Source organism: Candidatus Methylopumilus planktonicus, from assembly GCF_006364715.1.
GTDB lineage: Bacteria > Pseudomonadota > Gammaproteobacteria > Burkholderiales > Methylophilaceae > Methylopumilus > Methylopumilus planktonicus_A.
This window is the reverse complement of record NZ_CP040984.1, coordinates 879201-897644: the sequence shown is the minus strand read 5'-3', so window position 1 is coordinate 897644 and position 18444 is coordinate 879201. Positions and strand designations below refer to the sequence as shown.

Below are 18444 nucleotides of genomic sequence, written 5' to 3'. Positions count from 1 at the left end.
TGAAGTCGTCCTATGGTATATATAAAGTATGTGTATGTTTTTTTACGAAAGAGATTAAACTCAAAACCCATGCCAAAACTTAACAATAACATAGAACAAAAGAAATTATCACTCGTTGAAGATAAGTCCGCCGTGTATACTTCCGAGCATGAAAAATCTTCGCTATCAGTCGTTGTGAGTGAGAAAATAGAAAATCCGAATCGTGCACTCGACCAGGTTTTAGTTGAAAGTGCGCAGCAAGGCGATAAGAAAGCTTTCGGACTTTTGGTCGAAAAATATCATCGCAAGCTCGGTCGCATCTTAACGCGCATGGTGCGTGATCAAGCTGAGATTGAAGACATTGTTCAAGAAACATTCATTAAAGCTTATCGTGCTCTCCCTAATTTCAGAGGCGATAGCGCTTTTTATACCTGGCTCTATCGTATTGGTATTAACACCGCAAAAAATCACCTAGTAGCGATGGGCAAACGCCCGCGCAATATGACTGAATTTGAAAATGAAGATGGTGAGTTTGAAGAAACACACCAAGTAGCGGAATTTGAAAATCCAGAAACAACATTACTCACAAAAGAAATTGGCATTACTGTCAATGCCGCGATTGAATCATTACCAGAAGAATTAAGGGTAGCGATTACATTACGCGAAATTGAAGGCTTAAGTTATGAAGAGATTGCAGAGATGATGGAGTGTCCGATTGGCACTGTCCGCTCTCGTATCTTTAGAGCGCGTGAAACAATTGCGGAAAAATTAAAACCGCTTTTGTCACAACACAATAATAAACGTTGGTAAATTTAATTTTAAGGAAAAGTTATATGAAAGAAAAAATTTCAACACTTCTCGATGATGAGCTCAGTCTTAAAAGTTCAAGTCAAACGGTCACAGAGATTAGCAAAGACAGCCGTTTACGCGAGCGCTTTGAAACTTATCAATTGATTCGTGACTCCATTAAAAATGAATTGAGTGATGTTACGTTTTCATCTAAATCGATCATAGATGCCATTGATAAAGAGCCTATCCAGTTAAAATTTAATCAGTCATCTAAACCTCAATCCACGATGGCACTCCCATCACCTTTATGGATGTCTTGGCCAATCGCGGCATCATTTATTGCTGTTCTTTTTGTAGGGGCAATGATCACGACAAATACGTTTCATATGAAAACAACAAATACCATTGAAATTGCGGAAGAAATTCCAAATGAATATATTGAAGCGCATCAAATGTTAGCACCGAGTAATGTCGCGTTTTATGTTGAAACACAAGTTAAGTAATTTTTTTATGCAAGGATTAGTGATTGGGTTAATCACCCTTGCCTTAAGTTTTAGTGCGCAAGGTGCTGAGGATCCTTGGCTTCATCTAGAGAAAGCCTCTCAAGCCGCCAGAAAATTAAGTTATAAAGGTATTTTTCTTTATCAAAATTCCCAAGATATTCGCTCAATCGAAATCACCCATCTGAATAATGGTGAAGAAGAGTTCGCCCGTATGGTCTCTTTAGATGGCCAGCCTCGTGAAGCTTTATCTCGCGGGAATAATATGATGGTGTTTAATTCTAATAAAGAAAATGTCATCATTCAGGAGAGACAGGGACAGAGTTTATTTCCTGCTATTTTGCCTCCAGACATTGAAAGTGTTAAGGCTATTTACACCCTTCGCTTTGCTAATCAGGAAAGGATTAGCGGTCGCGAAGCACAAATCGTTTATCTGGAGCCTAAAGATCAGTTTCGATACCTTTATAAGCTTTGGCTTGATAAAGAATTTGGTTTAATTCTGAAGATGAGTATTTTAGATCATCAACAAAAAATGATTGAACAAGCAAGCTTTAATCAAATTGGATTATTTAGTGGCCAAGATTTAAATTGGTTTAAACCGGATGTGGATATACATAAAAAATACATCATGAATGAGGTGCCTGAAAATAAAGCATCCCTCGAAAAATATTGCACCATTGCTAATTTGCCGGCAGGCTATAAAGAAGTGAGTCACGTCACAAGAACTATGGGTACTAAACCACAGATTGTTCATCACTGGGTATTCTCAGACGGACTTTCCTTTGTCTCTTTATTTGTGAATCCCATTCCTAAAGATCAGAAGTCTCGTATTGGTGAAACGCGCGTGGGTTCATCTCATGTTCATGCGAGAGTGATGAATGGTAATCAAATTATGGTGGTAGGCACAGTTCCACAGGCAACTATTCAAAAAATTTCAAATTCGATTCAGGATATGAAAGCGCATTAGATGATCGAAGAACAAGCCATTGTCATTAAAACTTCAAAAGATCGAGTTACACTCGAAGTCGTTCGAACTAAGCCATGTGGTTTATGTGGGCAGGTCAGAGGTTGTGGCAACTCAATTTGGGGAAAGATTTTTTCACATCGGTCAGGTTATATTGAAACAAGAAACGATTTGAATGCGAAGTTAGGTGATGTCGTCATTTTAGGTATTGATGAAACGTTTATGCTTAAAGGTTCGCTTATGCTTTATGGCGTTCCGCTTCTTTTAATGTTTTTAGGCATGATAATTGCAAATAGCTTTGCAAAAGATATGAACGAATTTTATACGTTGCTGGGCGCGGTTTTAGGATTATCTTTGGGTGTCATGATGATCAAGCGCGTCATTAACGAAAAGATGCAAATGTTTTACAATGAAGCGCGATTGATTCGTTTTAAATAATTTATTTAAGGAATATACAAGCTATGTTAAGACGTTTTTTTTATGTGTGCATATTTCAATTTTTACTTGTGACCGGATTAGCTGCTAAAGATCTTCCAGACTTTACTGAGCTCGCAGAAAAACAAAGTCCTGTGGTGGTTAATATCAGCTCGATTCAAAAAAATCGTGCGAATGCTATAGGCCAAGGATCGCCCGAAGATGAGCAGATGCAAGAATTTTTTAAGCGTTTTGGTATTCCAGTGCCGCCGGGTATGCCGCCTCACAATGGTCGCGGTCAACAACCTACCCCAGATAAACAAGTTTCTGCCACAGGGTCCGGATTTATTGTGACGACCGATGGTTACATTTTAACGAATGCCCACGTAGTCAAAGACGCAGACGAAGTGATGGTAAAGCTTAATGACAAGCGCGAATTCAAAGCGAAAGTGATTGGGATTGATTTAAGAACGGATGTTGCTGTATTAAAAGTCAATGCGAATAGCTTACCGAAAGTAAGTATTGGAAATCCCGACACGATTAAAGTAGGCGAATGGGTAGCAGCCATTGGCGCTCCTTTTGGTTTAGAAAATACCATGACAGTCGGTATTGTGAGTGCCAAAGGTCGCGCATTACCCCAAGAAAATTTTGTGCCCTTCATTCAAACGGATGTTGCGATAAATCCAGGTAACTCAGGCGGGCCTTTGTTTAACTTAAAAGGTGAGGTGATAGGGATTAACTCACAAATTTATAGTCGCACCGGGGGTTATATGGGGCTCTCATTTGCGATTCCTATCAATGTTGCGATGGACGTCATGACTCAACTCAAAACTAACGGTAAAGTGATTCGTGGTTGGTTAGGTATTGCGATTCAAGAAGTGACTAAAGAACTTTCTGAATCTTTTGGTATGAAAAATACGAATGGTGCATTAGTCGCAGGCATTGAAAAAGGAGCACCTGCAGAAAAGGGTGGTCTTCAACCGGGTGATGTCATTACTAAGTTTGATAATAAGTTGATTGAGTCGTCATCTGACTTACCCAAAGCGGTGGGCAATACCAAACCCGGTAAAACGGTTGTCGCTGAAGTGTTCAGAAAAGGCAGTATCAAAACACTCAACTTAACAGTTGGCGAAATGCCATCTGATCAATCTGAAGTGATTGCAAGTAATAAGGCACCTGACAAAGCAGACGTGAATCGTTTAGGTTTAGTTTTAAAAGAAGCGCCACCGCAACAACGTAAAAAAATGAATGGCAAAAAAGGTCTGCTAGTCGTTGATGCGCAAGGTTCAGCAGCAGCAGCTGGTATTCGAAGGGGTGATATTGTCTTGGCGCTAAACAATAGCGAAGTCGAAAGCGCTGAAGCTTTTGCTAAAGATGTATCTACCATCCCTAACGGCAAGACGATAGCGCTTCTTATTTTAAGAAATGACGAGACACTTTATGTGCCCGTTAAGATCACGAATGAGCGATAAAATCAGCTAGTTTAAGAGCTTTGTTGTAAAATACATGCTTTCAATCAAAGGCGCTTAAAGAGTTTTAAGCGCCTTTGTTATTAGGTAACTGAAGACATCATAATTCTGCATGGAAAACATTAGAAACTTTTCAATCATCGCGCATATCGATCACGGCAAGTCGACCTTGGCGGATCGTATCATTCAATATTGCGGTGGTTTATCTGATCGCGAGATGGAAGCGCAAGTTTTAGATTCGATGGATCTAGAGCGTGAGCGCGGTATTACCATCAAAGCCCAAACAGCCGCACTTCAATATAAAGCGCTTGACGGCAAAATATATAACCTTAACCTCATTGACACACCTGGACACGTCGACTTCACTTATGAAGTGAGTCGCTCTCTTGCGGCTTGTGAGGGTGCGCTTTTAGTAGTTGATGCAAGCCAAGGTGTTGAGGCGCAAACAGTTGCGAATTGTTATACCGCGATTGAACAGGGTGTTGAAGTCACCCCTGTGTTAAATAAAATTGATTTACCATCTGCGGATCCAGATCGTGTGATCGAAGAAATAGGCGACGTGATTGGCATTGATGCCACAGATGCGATTCGCTGCTCAGCTAAAACTGGCGAAGGTGTCAGAGACGTATTGGAAACAATTGTTTCTCGTGTTCCACCACCAAGAGGAGACGTGACTAAAGCATTAAAGGCACTCATCATTGATGCTTGGTTTGATAATTACGTAGGCGTTGTCATGTTAGTGCGTGTGGTCGATGGTAGCTTAAAACCAAAAGATAAAATTAAACTGATGGCGACGGCTGATCAATATCTATGTGAGCAAGTGGGCGTCTTCACACCAAAATCGAGAAGCAAAGAATCACTCTCCGCAGGCGAGGTTGGTTTTATTATTGCAGGTATTAAAGAGCTCGCGAGTGCTAAGGTGGGCGATACGGTGACGCTAGCAGATAAACCCGCATCCGAATCTTTGGCTGGATTTAAAGAAGTTAAACCACAAGTTTTTGCAGGGCTCTACCCTGTGGAATCCAATCAATTCGAAGCTTTAAGAACGGCCTTAGAAAAGTTAAGTTTAAATGACTCATCCCTTCGTTTTGAGCCAGAGAATTCGACAGCCTTAGGTTTCGGATTTCGTTGTGGATTTCTAGGTCTTCTTCATATGGATATCGTACAAGAGCGACTAGAGCGTGAGTATGATATGGATTTAATCACCACAGCTCCGACTGTTGTATATGAACTTCTCAAAAGAGACGGCGAAGTCACCCAAATTGAAAATCCGTCTAAATTACCTGATACATCTCGCATCGAAGAAATTCGTGAGCCGATTATTCTCATTAACTTATTAATGCCGCAAGATTATGTAGGTCCTGTGATGACTTTATGTAATGGCAAGCGAGGTATTCAAAAAAATATGCAATACCTAGGTCGCCAAGTGATGCTGACCTATGAGATGCCACTTAATGAAGTAGTGCTCGATTTCTTTGATCGATTGAAATCGATTTCAAAAGGCTACGCATCTATGGATTATGAATTCTTAGAATTTAGAGCAGCTGATTTAGTGAAGCTTGATATCATGGTGAATGGTGAACGTGTTGATGCCTTATCATTAATTGTGCATCGTACAAATAGTATTTATCGAGGGCGAGAAGTGGCGTCCAAAATGCGTGAATTGATCCCAAGGCAGATGTTTGATGTCGCCATTCAATCATCTATCGGCGCTAACATTATTGCACGCGAAACAGTTAAAGCCATGCGGAAGAATGTGTTGGCTAAATGTTATGGTGGTGATATCAGTCGCAAGAAAAAATTATTAGAAAAACAAAAAGAGGGCAAGAAGCGTATGAAGCAGGTTGGGAATGTTGAAATTCCTCAAGAGGCTTTCTTAGCCATTTTAAGGGTAGAAGAAAAATGATGTTTGCGCTAATCATGGTCATCGTCTTAACCATCACAGGACTTATTTGGTTACTTGATATTTTTGTCTTAAGCAAAAAAAGAGCGGCGAATGCAAAAGATCCTATCCTTGTTGAATATTCGAAAAGTTTTTTCCCTGTCATTTTATTAGTCTTCTTTATCCGCTCATTCATTGCAGAACCTTTTAAGATTCCGTCAGGTTCAATGATGCCAACACTTTTAGCAGGCGACTTTATTTTAGTAAGTAAATTTAGTTATGGTATTCGTGTACCTATTTTGAATTACACGATGATAGAAGTAGACAAGCCAAAGCGTGGTGATGTGTTTGTTTTTCATTACCCACCTAAACCATCGATCGATTATATCAAGCGTGTGGTAGGTCTTCCAGGAGATGTAATTGAATATAAAAGTAAAACGCTTTATATCAATGATAAAAAAATAGAGCAGACATTCGTTGATAAATATCCATATGTGATGAATGAAATTCATCATATTGAAGCCAAGGAGTTTAAAGAGGCATTAGGTAATGTGAATCATTCCATTTTGATTCATGATTTACCTGGAGAAAATTTTAAATTTGAAGTGCCTCACGGACATTACTTAGCGTTTGGGGATAATCGAGATAACAGTGCCGATAGTCGCGTATGGGGTTTTGTGCCTGAACATAACTTAGTGGGACGTGCTTTTTTTATTTGGTTTAACTTCGGCGAATTAAAACGTATTGGGACTATCATTCATTAATGGATAAAGAGCGTCAAGCCTCGTTAAGCCGAATCATTCATTACACGTTTAGTGATTCTACTTTTATGATCATGGCTCTCACACATCGCAGTTTTTCAGCGCAACATAATGAGCGTCTCGAATTTTTAGGCGACAGCGTTCTAAGTTTCCTCATCGCCGAAGAGCTTTATAAAAGATTTCCACGCATTGATGAAGGTGATTTAAGTCGCTTACGCGCGCAACTTGTTAAAGAGAGTTCATTGAGCGGCATTGCAACCTCAATTGGTTTGGGTGACTTTATAAGATTAGGTGAGGGTGAATTAAAAAGTGCAGGGTGGCGACGCCCGTCTATTTTAGCCGATACCTTTGAATCAATCATTGGTGCGATTTATTTAGATGGGGGAATAGAACCTACACATCAATTTGTCCTTCGCTTTTTTGAAAATCAGTTAAATGAGATTGATCCTAAACTCATTCAAAAAGACCCAAAAACTTTGCTACAAGAATTATTACAAAGCAAGAAAAGTGATTTACCCATTTATACAGTTGTCTCCATCGAAGGTGAAGCACACAGTCAAACCTTTACCATTGAGTGCATCATTAAGAAGTCTAATATTAAAACGCAAGGGATAGGTAATAGCCGACGTATTGCAGAGCAAGAGGCTGCATCAAAAGCTTATCAACTTATGCTGGAGACAATTTAATGAGTGAACAAAAAATTACGCGCTGTGGCACGATTGCAATTGTTGGCCGACCTAATGTAGGCAAGTCTACACTTCTAAATTATTTGGTAGGTAGTAAGATCAGTATCACCTCCAAAAAAGCGCAGACCACACGCTATCAATTATTAGGTATTCAAACGATAGATGACACCCAGTTTCTATTTATTGACACGCCGGGATTTCAGCTTAAACATTTGAACCTCATGAATAAGGGTTTAAATAAAACCGTACACCAAGTATTAAGCGATGTGGACGTGGTTCTTTTTGTGATTGAGTCTCGAGGCATGACAGAAGAAGACCAAGCGGTTATGAAACTCATTCCTAAAGATCGCCCGACGATTCTGGTCATGAACAAAGTAGATTTAATGAAAGACAAGAATGCACTTTTAGAACAAATCAAAACCATGAGCGAGACATATACCTTTAAAGCTATGGTGCCTGTGTCTGCTAAAAAAAATAAACACCTAGATCATTTGTTATCTACCGTTCGAGACTTTTTACCGGAACAACCTTTTATCTATGGTGAAGATGAGATTACTGATAAGAGTGAAAGATTTCTTGCGTCCGAAATTATTCGAGAAAAAATTTTTCGTCTCACGGGCCAGGAAGTGCCTTATTCCATTGCGGTTGAAATTGAAAAATTTGAAGTCGAGGGTAAATTACGCCGCATTTTTGCCGCCATTATTGTTGACAAAGATAGTCAGAAGCCCATGTTGATTGGCAAAGACGGTGAGAAATTAAAACAAATTTCATCTGAGTCCAGACAAGACATGGAAGAGCTCTTTGGCGGTACAGTATGGCTTGAGACTTGGGTTAAAGTAAAAAGTGGCTGGTCGACAGATCGGCATGTTTTAAAATCATTAGGCCTTTAATTTTTTAAATGGCGACTCCCAATCATCGTCAAGAAAATCAGCGTGTGTATATTTTGCACACTTACCCTTTCAAAGAGACAAGTTTAATCGCGGAAGTTTTCACTGAAAAATTTGGCCGTATTCCAGTTGTTGCTAAGGGAGCACGGCGTCCAAGATCATCCATTCGCGGCATGCTTCAATCTTTTCAGATTTTACTTGCGAATTGGTCAGGCAAATCGGAACTTAAAAGTTTAAATGGATTAGAGTGGTGCGAGAAGCTAACTATTTTAGAGGGTGACGCATTAATGTGCGGATTTTATATTAACGAGTTGATGATGCGTTTATTACCCAGAGATGAGCCTCACATGGACCTCTTTCATTTTTATCACGAAACTATTTTGGCTTTAAGTGAAGGACGTGAACTCACCATTACATTACGTCGATTTGAACTCAAACTTTTACAAGCCCTAGGCTATGCAGTCACTTTAGATCAAGATGAAGATTCAAATCCAATTATCCCTGATAAAATATATCGCTATGAAGCTGAATATGGGGCGTGTGATTTAATGAAGACCGATCACGGCATTAAAGTCTTAGGAAAGACCTTGCTTGATATGGCAAGCGACCAATATATTAGTAAAGAAACACAACAACAAAGTAAGCAATTGATGCGTTATTTATTGGGGTTTTATTTAGGCGATAAACCACTGCATTCGAAACAACTCTTTGTCGACTTACAAGGATAAGACATTTTATGTTAAAGCTCGGAATTAATATTGATCACGTAGCAACCTTACGACAAGCACGTGGGACCAATTATCCAAGTGTTGTCGAGGCAGCTCTTCGTGCCGAGCAAGCCGGTGCAGATAGTATTACACTCCATCTTCGCGAAGATCGTCGTCATATGCAAGATGAAGACATTTTTGCCATTCGACCTTTGCTGCAAACAAAAATGAATTTAGAGTTGGCAGCAACTGATGAAATGATTGCGATTGCATCTCGAGTAAAACCACAAGATGTTTGCATCGTGCCTGAGAGGCGAGAAGAGCGAACGACGGAAGGCGGATTAAATGTAAAAGAATCCTATGATCACCTTCACCGTGCAACGCAAACTCTAACCCAACAAGGTAGTCGTGTATCACTTTTTATTGCACCTGATTTAGGAGATATTGATTTAGCGAAAAAGATGGGCGCGCCCGTAATTGAAATTCATACCGGTCGTTATGCAGATGCAGAAAATGAAGTGACAAAGCAGAAAGAATTAAAACGTGTCAAAGAAGCTGCAGCACATGCGTTGTCATTAGGGCTTATTGTGAATGCTGGTCATGGGCTTCATTATCATAATGTGAACTTAATTGCAGAAATTCCTGGTATTGAAGAACTTAATATTGGACATGCGATTGTGGCGCATGCATTATTTGTAGGGTGGGATAATGCGATCCGTGAAATGAAATTACTATTACGTACGTATTCGAAGTAATTTTTTAAAAAGAAAAATTTATTATGATCTTTGGTATTGGCACTGACGTTGTTGAAGTTTCACGCATTCACGAATCCATCGAAAAATTTGGTGATACTTTTGCGCGTCGTATTTTAAGTGATTCCGAATTTGAAAGTTACTTAAAGTCATCAACTCAATCTCGTTTTCTAGCGAAACGCTTTGCTGCCAAAGAAGCTTTTGCTAAGGCCTTGGGCACTGGGTTTAGATCGCCAGTACGTTTTCAAAATATCATCGTAGGCCATGATGATTTAGGAAAACCTATTCTAGAATTTGATGAAGAATTAAAAGACTTCTTAAAACAAAAAAATATCTTAAGTCAGCATATTTCTATTTCAGATGAAAAGAATATTGCGACTGCCTTTGTAGTTCTTGAAACCTAAAATTAAATGGAAGACATCGATTTCAATCGGCGCTTTGGTGGGGTCGAACGTCTGTATGGAAAAAAAGCTTTAGATCTTTTTCAGAAAGCACACGTTTGTGTCATTGGTATTGGTGGTGTTGGATCATGGGCTGCTGAAGCATTAGCGCGAAATGCAATTGGCCAACTCACCCTCATTGATTTGGATCATATTGCCGAATCCAATATCAATCGACAAATTCATGCGTTAAGTCATACGCTTGGAAAATCTAAAGTACTAGCTATGAAGGAAAGAATTCTGGAAATTAACCCCCTGTGTCATGTCCATATTGTGGATGACTTTATTTCAAATGAAAATGTAGCAGCACTCATTAAGAAAAATTTTGATGTCGTTATTGATGCCATTGACCAGGCAAGCATTAAAACAGGTCTAGCGCTTCATGCTTTAAATGAAAAAATCCCACTGGTCATGACTGGCGGTGCTGGTGGGCGTATAGATCCTTCATTAATTAAAATAGCTGATTTAAGTTTAACGCATGGTGATAGGCTGACAGCCAAAATTCGGCATGATGTTAAAAAAGCACTGCAATTAAAAGATTCGCAAAAAGTAGGCATTGACGTTATTTTCACGGATGAAGTCATGAAAAAACCTGAGGAAGTATGTGAAGTTGATGAGGCGCTCACAGGTCTTCATTGTGGTGGGTATGGTTCGAGTGTTATGGTGACAGCTACTTTCGGTTTTATGGCAGCATCAGTTGCTTTAAAGAAATTACTCTAAAAAGAGCTCTTGAAATTTCATGACTCAACCCCCATTGTATGATCATCCCAATATTTTTTAAAAGGTAATTGAACATGGCAACAAAAGAAAATGCATCTGAAAAATTAGTCTTCCAAGCAGAAGTTAAACAATTACTCCATCTCATGATTCACTCTTTATATAGTAATAAAGAGATCGTGATTCGCGAGCTCATTTCAAATGCAAGTGACGCTTCAGATAAATTACGCTTCGAAGCCCTTAAAGACGCTAGCCTTTATGAAAAAGATTCTGAATTAAAAATTAGATTAAGTTTTGATAAAAAGGCACGCACCTTGACCATCTCAGATAACGGTATTGGCATGAATCGAGATGAGGTCATTAGCAATATCGGAACGATTGCAAGATCAGGCACCAAAGAATTCTTAAATAACTTAACAGGCGATGAGGCTAAAGACGCTAATTTAATTGGCCAGTTTGGTGTGGGCTTTTATTCTTCATTCATTATTGCGGACCTGGTCACTGTAATTACGAGACGAGCTGGCAGCACAGAAGCTATTCAGTGGGAATCCAAAGGTGAGGGTGAATACACAATTAGTGAAGTTAAAAAAGATACCCGCGGCACTGACATCATCTTGCATCTTAAAAAAGACGAAGACGAATTTTTAAGCGACTGGACACTCAAGAGCATCATCAAGAAATATTCAGATCACATCACACTTCCTATCGTCATGAAAAAATCTGAGTGGAAAGATGGCGAAGAAGTGCCGACAGAGGAAGATGAAACAGTCAATGCAGCTTCAGCATTATGGGCTCGAAATAAAAATGATATTAAGGAAGAAGAGTATCAAGAGTTTTATAAAAACCTTTCTTATGACCAAGAACCTCCTCTTGCTTATTCACATAATCGTATTGAAGGTAAGCAAGAATATATTTCACTCCTTTATATACCAGCTAAAGCCCCTTTCGATTTATTTGATCGTGAACGCCATCATAGTGTGAAGCTGTACGTCAAGCGGATCTTCATCATGGAAGCATCAGAAAAACTGATGCCTAATTACTTACGCTTTATTAAAGGTGTAATTGATAGTGCCGATCTTCCTTTAAATGTCTCACGAGAAATTTTACAAGATAGTAAAGAAGTTGAAGCGATTCGTGCAGGTTCCACTAAAAAAGTCCTCGATCTTTTAGAAGATATGAGTGAGAAAAAACCAGATGGCTATAAAAATTTCTGGAAAGAATTTGGTGTGGTCATGAAAGAAGGTCACAGTGAAGATTTTGTAAATAGAGAAAAAATAGCAAAACTTTTTCGCTTTAATTCAACGCATGAAGAAACAGATGCTCAAGTGGTGTCTTTAAAAGATTATGTAACTCGCATGAAAGACGGACAAGAAGCCATCTACTACATCACCGCTGACTCCTATGAGGCAGCTAAGCACAGCCCACACCTAGAAATTTTTAAAAAGAAGGGCATTGAAGTTTTATTGCTGAGTGATCGCGTTGATGAATGGCTACTTTCGACTTTCAATGAATTTGAAAGTAAGAAATTACAATCCATTGCAAAGGGTGATCTTGACTTAGGAAAGTTGGAAGACGAAAAAGAAAAAGAAGAGAAAAAGAAAATCGAGAAAGATGCAAAATCGCTCATTGAAAAAATTCAAAAAGCATTGGGTGAAAAAGTTAAAGAAGTAAAAGTGACGCACCGCTTAACAGATTCACCAGCATGCTTAGTGGCTGGAGAGAATGATTTATCAGGCAATCTAGAGCGCCTACTCAAAGCTGCAGGCCAAAAAACACCGGACACAAAACCGATTTTAGAAATTAATCCATCACATAAATTAATTCAGAAGCTTGAAAATACCTCTGATAGTGGGCGTTTCAACGATTTTGCAGAAGTGATTTTTGATCAAGCCTTGATTTCTGAGGGCGGCCAGCTCAAAGACCCAGTTGCTTTTGTCAAGAAAATTAATCAATTCTTAGTCGAATAGCCTGTAGTTTGGGGCTGTTAATGTTTGACAGCCCTTCAAAAACAGTGCTATAGTCTCACCTCTCTGCGTCATGTACGCAGATCGATCGCGGGGTGGAGCAGTCTGGCAGCTCGTCGGGCTCATAACCCGAAGGTCACAGGTTCAAATCCTGTCCCCGCAACCAAGATCAAATACCGTTCTTTAACAAATAGACAACTGATAAGTGTGGGTGCTTATAGTTTTAAGACAAATCCTTATGGCTTACAAAGGTCAAACTTTGCTCGTCATAAGGATCTCAAAATATAAGTGCTTTACACTTTTTAAATTTATGACAAGACATTTAGTTCATTTATGAGCTAATAACCTTTTCAATGAATTTGAGATTTAATAAAGCAAATGCAATATACCGATCCTTCTTTATTGAAGGATCAAGTAATAGTTTTGGATTAAACTGAAGAGTTTGATCCTGGCTCAGATTGAACGCTGGCGGAATGCTTTACACATGCAAGTCGAACGGCAGCACGGAGAGCTTGCTCTCTGGTGGCGAGTGGCGAACGGGTGAGTAATATATCGGAACGTGTCCAATAATGGGGGATAACGAGTCGAAAGATTCGCTAATACCGCATACGCCCTACGGGGGAAAGCAGGGGATCGTAAGACCTTGCGTTAATGGAGCGGCCGATATCTGATTAGCTTGTTGGTGAGGTAAAGGCTCACCAAGGCGACGATCAGTAGCTGGTTTGAGAGAACGACCAGCCACACTGGAACTGAGACACGGTCCAGACTCCTACGGGAGGCAGCAGTGGGGAATTTTGGACAATGGGGGCAACCCTGATCCAGCCATTCCGCGTGAGTGAAGAAGGCCTTCGGGTTGTAAAGCTCTTTCGCAAGGGAAGAAAACTTATGATCGAATAAATCATGAGGTTGACGGTACCTTGATAAGAAGCACCGGCTAACTACGTGCCAGCAGCCGCGGTAATACGTAGGGTGCGAGCGTTAATCGGAATTACTGGGCGTAAAGCGTGCGCAGGCGGTTTTGTAAGTCGGATGTGAAATCCCCGGGCTCAACCTGGGAACTGCGTTCGAAACTGCAAGGCTAGAGTGTGTCAGAGGGGGGTAGAATTCCACGTGTAGCAGTGAAATGCGTAGAGATGTGGAGGAATACCAATGGCGAAGGCAGCCCCCTGGGATAACACTGACGCTCATGCACGAAAGCGTGGGGAGCAAACAGGATTAGATACCCTGGTAGTCCACGCCCTAAACGATGTCAACTAGTTGTTGGTAGAGTAAAATCTATGAGTAACGTAGCTAACGCGTGAAGTTGACCGCCTGGGGAGTACGGTCGCAAGATTAAAACTCAAAGGAATTGACGGGGGCCCGCACAAGCGGTGGATTATGTGGATTAATTCGATGCAACGCGAAAAACCTTACCTGGCCTTGACATGTACCGAATTGAGCAGAGATGTTCAAGTGCTCGAAAGAGAACGGTAACACAGGTGCTGCATGGCTGTCGTCAGCTCGTGTCGTGAGATGTTGGGTTAAGTCCCGCAACGAGCGCAACCCTTGCCATTAATTGCCATCATTTAGTTGGGCACTTTAATGGGACTGCCGGTGACAAACCGGAGGAAGGTGGGGATGACGTCAAGTCCTCATGGCCCTTATGGCCAGGGCTTCACACGTAATACAATGGTCGGTACAGAGGGTTGCCAACCCGCGAGGGGGAGCCAATCCCAGAAAGCCGATCGTAGTCCGGATTGTAGTCTGCAACTCGACTGCATGAAGTCGGAATCGCTAGTAATCGCGGATCAGCATGTCGCGGTGAATACGTTCCCGGGCCTTGTACACACCGCCCGTCACACCATGGGAGTGGGTTTTACCAGAAGTAGTTAGTCTAACCGCAAGGAAGACGATTACCACGGTAGGATTCATGACTGGGGTGAAGTCGTAACAAGGTAGCCGTATCGGAAGGTGCGGCTGGATCACCTCCTTTCTAGAGAACGTCTTGAGCTATCAAGCATTCACACTTATCAGTTGTTAGGCATTATCGAAGAATCATTGGCCCGTTTTATAGGGGTCTGTAGCTCAGCTGGTTAGAGCACCGTCTTGATAAGGCGGGGGTCGTTGGTTCGAGCCCAACCAGACCCACCAGATTTAATCTTTTTTTCCGAAACATGGGGGATTAGCTCAGCTGGGAGAGCACCTGCTTTGCAAGCAGGGGGTCGTCGGTTCGATCCCGTCATCCTCCACCAATTCTTTGATAACTTAAAGACAAGCCTTAAGGGTTGTGATTCACAATCTTTAACGCTTAGCTTTATTGCTAAGTATGTTCTTTAACAAAATGGAAGAAGTAAAGTGAATTTATCTGACTTGTGATGAGCAGATAAATTCAAATGGGTAATTGATTGCAAAATCAGAAACAACATATGACTTTGTTTATACCTTATATATGTAGCTTTTTATAAGGATGTGAATATGGGTCTTAAGTTGCTTTAGAAAAACTTATAACAAGACGTCTCATGCGTCACCAAAATTTGAGTTTAAAAGGGCTCAGGTTTTAATGTTATAGGGTCAAGTGAATAAGTGCATATGGCGGATGCCTAGGCGATTACAGGCGATGAAGGACGTGGTAGTCTACGAAAATTTTCGGGGAGCTGGCAAACAAGCTTTGATCCGGAAGTGTCCGAATGGGGAAACCCACCCGCAAGGGTATCTGTCTCTGAATACATAGGAGACAAGAGGCGAACCGAGTGAACTGAAACATCTAAGTAACTCGAGGAAAAGAAATCAACCGAGATTCCGATAGTAGTGGCGAGCGAAATCGGAGCAGCCTGTTATTTTTAGCACATGTGTTAGTAGAACGGAATGGAAAGTCCGGCCATAGAGGGTGATAGCCCCTTATACGAAAACCCGTGTGTGGAACTAGGGTAACGACAAGTAGGGCGGGACACGAGAAATCCTGTCTGAACATGGGGGGACCATCCTCCAAGGCTAAATACTCGTAATCGACCGATAGTGAACTAGTACCGTGAGGGAAAGGTAAAAAGAACCCCGGAAGGGGAGTGAAATAGATCCTGAAACCGTATGCATACAAACAGTGGGAGCCCGCAAGGGTGACTGCGTACCTTTTGTATAATGGGTCAGCGACTTACATTCAGTAGCAAGCTTAACCGATAGGGGAGGCGCAGCGAAAGCGAGTCCTAATAGGGCGATTCAGTTGCTGGGTGTAGACCCGAAACCAAGTGATCTATTCATGGCCAGGATGAAGGTGCGGTAACACGTACTGGAGGTCCGAACCCACAAATGTTGAAAAATTTGGGGATGAGCTGTGGATAGGGGTGAAAGGCTAAACAAACTTGGAGATAGCTGGTTCTCTCCGAAAACTATTTAGGTAGTGCCTCGTATATCATTCTCGGGGGTAGAGCACTGTTATAGCTAGGGGGGTCATAAGACCTTACCAAACTATTGCAAACTCCGAATACTGAGAAATGCAATTACGGGAGACAGTCCATGGGTGCTAACGTCCGTGGACAAGAGGGAAACAACCCAGACCGACAGCTAAGGTCCCAAATGACGTGCTAAGTGGAAAACGAAGTGGGAAGGCATAGACAGCTAGGAGGTTGGCTTAGAAGCAGCCATCCTTTAAAGAAAGCGTAATAGCTCACTAGTCGAGTCGTCCTGCGCGGAAGATGTAACGGGGCTAAGCACGTAACCGAAGCTTCGGGTGCATATTTATATGCACGGTAGGAGAGCGTTCTGTAAGCCTGCGAAGGTGTCTTGTGAAGGATGCTGGAGGTATCAGAAGTGCGAATGCTGACATGAGTAGCGATAAAGGGTGTGAAAAGCACCCTCGCCGAAAGCCCAAGGTTTCCTGCACAACGTTCATCGGTGCAGGGTGAGTCGGCCCCTAAGGCGAGGCAGAAATGCGTAGTCGATGGGAAACAGGTTAATATTCCTGTACCTCAATTTAATGCGATGTGGGGACGGAGAAGGTTAAGTCAGCCGGGTGTTGGATGTCCCGGTTCAAGCGTGTAGACAGATTCTTTAGGCAAATCCGGAGAGTCAATGTCAAGGCGTGATAACGAGTGAGCTTGCTCACGAAGTGACTGATACCATGCTTCCAAGAAAAGCCACTAAGCTTCAGTTAAGTTGAGACCGTACCGCAAACCGACACAGGTGGGCAGGATGAGAATTCTAAGGCGCTTGAGAGAACCCAGGAGAAGGAACTCGGCAAACTAGCACCGTAACTTCGGGAGAAGGTGCGCCCCGGTAGGTTGTAGCAATTTACTTGCGAAGGCCGATGGGGTTGCAGTGAAAAGGTGGCTGCGACTGTTTAATAAAAACACAGCACTGTGCAAACACGAAAGTGGACGTATACGGTGTGACGCCTGCCCGGTGCCGGAAGGTTAAATGATGGGGTGCAAGCTCTTGATTGAAGCCCCGGTAAACGGCGGCCGTAACTATAACGGTCCTAAGGTAGCGAAATTCCTTGTCGGGTAAGTTCCGACCCGCACGAATGGCGTAACGATGGCCACACTGTCTCCTCTTGGGACTCAGCGAAGTTGAAATGTTTGTGAAGATGCAATCTACCCGCGGCTAGACGGAAAGACCCCATGAACCTTTACTGTAGCTTTACATTGGACTTTGACAAGATCTGTGTAGGATAGGTGGGAGGCATTGAAGCGTGGTCGCTAGATCATGTGGAGCCAACCTTGAAATACCACCCTGATGTTGTTGAGGTTCTAACCTAGACCCCGAAACGGGGTTGGGGACCGTGTATGGTGGGCAGTTTGACTGGGGCGGTCTCCTCCCAAAGAGTAACGGAGGAGTGCGAAGGTAACCTAGGTACGGTCGGAAATCGTACTGATAGTGCAATGGCATAAGGTTGCTTGACTGCGAGACGGACAGGTCGAGCAGGTGCGAAAGCAGGTCATAGTGATCCGGTGGTTCTGTATGGAAGGGCCATCGCTCAACGGATAAAAGGTACTCTGGGGATAACAGGCTGATTCCTCCCAAGAGTTCATATCGACGGGGGAGTTTGGCACCTCGATGTCGGCTCATCACATCCTGGGGCTGTAGCCGGTCCCAAGGGTATGGCTGTTCGCCATTTAAAGTGGTACGTGAGCTGGGTTTAAAACGTCGTGAGACAGTTTGGTCCCTATCTGCCGTGGGCGTTGGAAGTTTGAGGGGGGCTGCTCCTAGTACGAGAGGACCGGAGTGGACAGATCTCTGGTGGACCGGTTGTCATGCCAATGGCATAGCCGGGTAGCTAAATCTGGAAGAGATAAGCGCTGAAAGCATCTAAGCGCGAAACTCGCCTCGAGATGATACTTCCCTGTGCTTTAAGCACACTAAAGAGTCGTTCAAGACCAGGACGTTGATAGGTCAGGTGTGGAAGCGTAGTAATACGTTAAGCTAACTGATACTAATTGCTCGTGAGGCTTGATCCTATAACCTTAAGACTTGTTCTTTTTAAGGTATATGATTTTTTTAAAGCTGACATTGTAATCAAGAAACACAATAACTTTACTTCTTCAAATTTTGTCCGAATTCG

14 protein-coding genes, 3 tRNA genes and 2 rRNA genes are annotated in these 18444 nt (G+C 42.0%); all 19 read left to right on the top strand.

The window, feature by feature from the left end:
- Nucleotides 1-69 precede the first annotated feature (69 nt).
- The 19 genes from rpoE to FIT63_RS04605 all read left to right on the top strand — a co-directional run bounded on the left by rpoE (nucleotide 70) and on the right by FIT63_RS04605 (nucleotide 18340).
- Nucleotides 70-789 carry an RNA polymerase sigma factor RpoE gene (gene rpoE / locus FIT63_RS04695; RefSeq protein WP_140006779.1) on the top strand — a complete coding sequence of 240 codons (720 nt, stop codon included), beginning with the start codon at nucleotides 70-72 and terminating at the stop codon, nucleotides 787-789.
- 23 nt (nucleotides 790-812) lie between these two features.
- On the top strand, nucleotides 813-1271 hold the full coding sequence (locus FIT63_RS04690) for a sigma-E factor negative regulatory protein (protein WP_140006778.1): 459 nt from the start codon (nucleotides 813-815) through the stop codon (nucleotides 1269-1271).
- The gene (locus FIT63_RS04685) at nucleotides 1249-2235 is read left to right on the top strand and encodes a MucB/RseB C-terminal domain-containing protein (protein ID WP_189342268.1); all 987 of its coding nucleotides are present in this window, start codon (nucleotides 1249-1251) and stop codon (nucleotides 2233-2235) included. The genes FIT63_RS04690 and FIT63_RS04685 overlap by 23 nt, the downstream gene beginning before the upstream one ends.
- Nucleotides 2236-2670, top strand: a complete 435-nt coding sequence (locus FIT63_RS04680) for a SoxR reducing system RseC family protein (protein ID WP_140006776.1) — start codon at nucleotides 2236-2238, stop codon at nucleotides 2668-2670.
- A gap of 23 nt (nucleotides 2671-2693) precedes the next feature.
- The gene (locus FIT63_RS04675; protein WP_140006775.1) at nucleotides 2694-4118 is read left to right on the top strand and encodes a DegQ family serine endoprotease; all 1425 of its coding nucleotides are present in this window, start codon (nucleotides 2694-2696) and stop codon (nucleotides 4116-4118) included.
- A 109-nt stretch (nucleotides 4119-4227) separates the two neighbouring features.
- The gene (gene lepA, locus FIT63_RS04670; RefSeq protein WP_140006774.1) at nucleotides 4228-6021 is read left to right on the top strand and encodes a translation elongation factor 4; all 1794 of its coding nucleotides are present in this window, start codon (nucleotides 4228-4230) and stop codon (nucleotides 6019-6021) included.
- Nucleotides 6018-6761: a signal peptidase I gene (lepB, locus tag FIT63_RS04665; RefSeq protein WP_140006773.1), complete on the top strand. Its 744-nt coding sequence runs from the start codon at nucleotides 6018-6020 to the stop codon at nucleotides 6759-6761. The genes lepA and lepB overlap by 4 nt, the downstream gene beginning before the upstream one ends.
- Nucleotides 6761-7444 carry a ribonuclease III gene (rnc, locus tag FIT63_RS04660; protein WP_140006772.1) on the top strand — a complete coding sequence of 228 codons (684 nt, stop codon included), beginning with the start codon at nucleotides 6761-6763 and terminating at the stop codon, nucleotides 7442-7444. The genes lepB and rnc overlap by 1 nt, the downstream gene beginning before the upstream one ends.
- Nucleotides 7444-8334: a GTPase Era gene (gene era / locus FIT63_RS04655; RefSeq protein ID WP_140006771.1), complete on the top strand. Its 891-nt coding sequence runs from the start codon at nucleotides 7444-7446 to the stop codon at nucleotides 8332-8334. Before rnc ends, era begins: the two co-directional genes overlap by 1 nt.
- Nucleotides 8335-8342: 8 nt before the next feature.
- Complete coding sequence (gene recO, locus FIT63_RS04650; protein WP_140006770.1) at nucleotides 8343-9059, top strand: DNA repair protein RecO; 717 nt, start codon at nucleotides 8343-8345, stop codon at nucleotides 9057-9059.
- A gap of 8 nt (nucleotides 9060-9067) precedes the next feature.
- A complete protein-coding gene (gene pdxJ / locus FIT63_RS04645) occupies nucleotides 9068-9793 on the top strand; it encodes a pyridoxine 5'-phosphate synthase (protein WP_140006769.1) in 726 nt (241 codons plus the stop codon).
- Nucleotides 9794-9816: 23 nt separating this feature from the next.
- Complete coding sequence (gene acpS, locus FIT63_RS04640; protein WP_140005505.1) at nucleotides 9817-10194, top strand: holo-ACP synthase; 378 nt, start codon at nucleotides 9817-9819, stop codon at nucleotides 10192-10194.
- Nucleotides 10195-10200: 6 nt separating this feature from the next.
- On the top strand, nucleotides 10201-10950 hold the full coding sequence (locus tag FIT63_RS04635; protein WP_140006768.1) for a tRNA threonylcarbamoyladenosine dehydratase: 750 nt from the start codon (nucleotides 10201-10203) through the stop codon (nucleotides 10948-10950).
- Between the two features lie 74 nt (nucleotides 10951-11024).
- Nucleotides 11025-12914 carry a molecular chaperone HtpG gene (gene htpG / locus FIT63_RS04630; RefSeq protein ID WP_140006767.1) on the top strand — a complete coding sequence of 630 codons (1890 nt, stop codon included), beginning with the start codon at nucleotides 11025-11027 and terminating at the stop codon, nucleotides 12912-12914.
- An 86-nt stretch (nucleotides 12915-13000) separates the two neighbouring features.
- Nucleotides 13001-13077: transfer RNA gene (locus FIT63_RS04625), tRNA-Met, on the top strand.
- Between the two features lie 264 nt (nucleotides 13078-13341).
- A 16S ribosomal RNA gene (locus FIT63_RS04620) occupies nucleotides 13342-14883 on the top strand.
- An 81-nt stretch (nucleotides 14884-14964) separates the two neighbouring features.
- Nucleotides 14965-15041 (top strand) — tRNA-Ile (locus FIT63_RS04615).
- A gap of 25 nt (nucleotides 15042-15066) precedes the next feature.
- A tRNA-Ala gene (locus FIT63_RS04610) sits at nucleotides 15067-15142 on the top strand.
- Between the two features lie 317 nt (nucleotides 15143-15459).
- Nucleotides 15460-18340: ribosomal RNA gene (locus FIT63_RS04605) — 23S ribosomal RNA — on the top strand.
- Together the 16S and 23S rRNA genes with 3 tRNA genes alongside form the textbook arrangement of a ribosomal RNA operon.
- The last annotated feature ends 104 nt before the right edge of the window (nucleotides 18341-18444 follow it).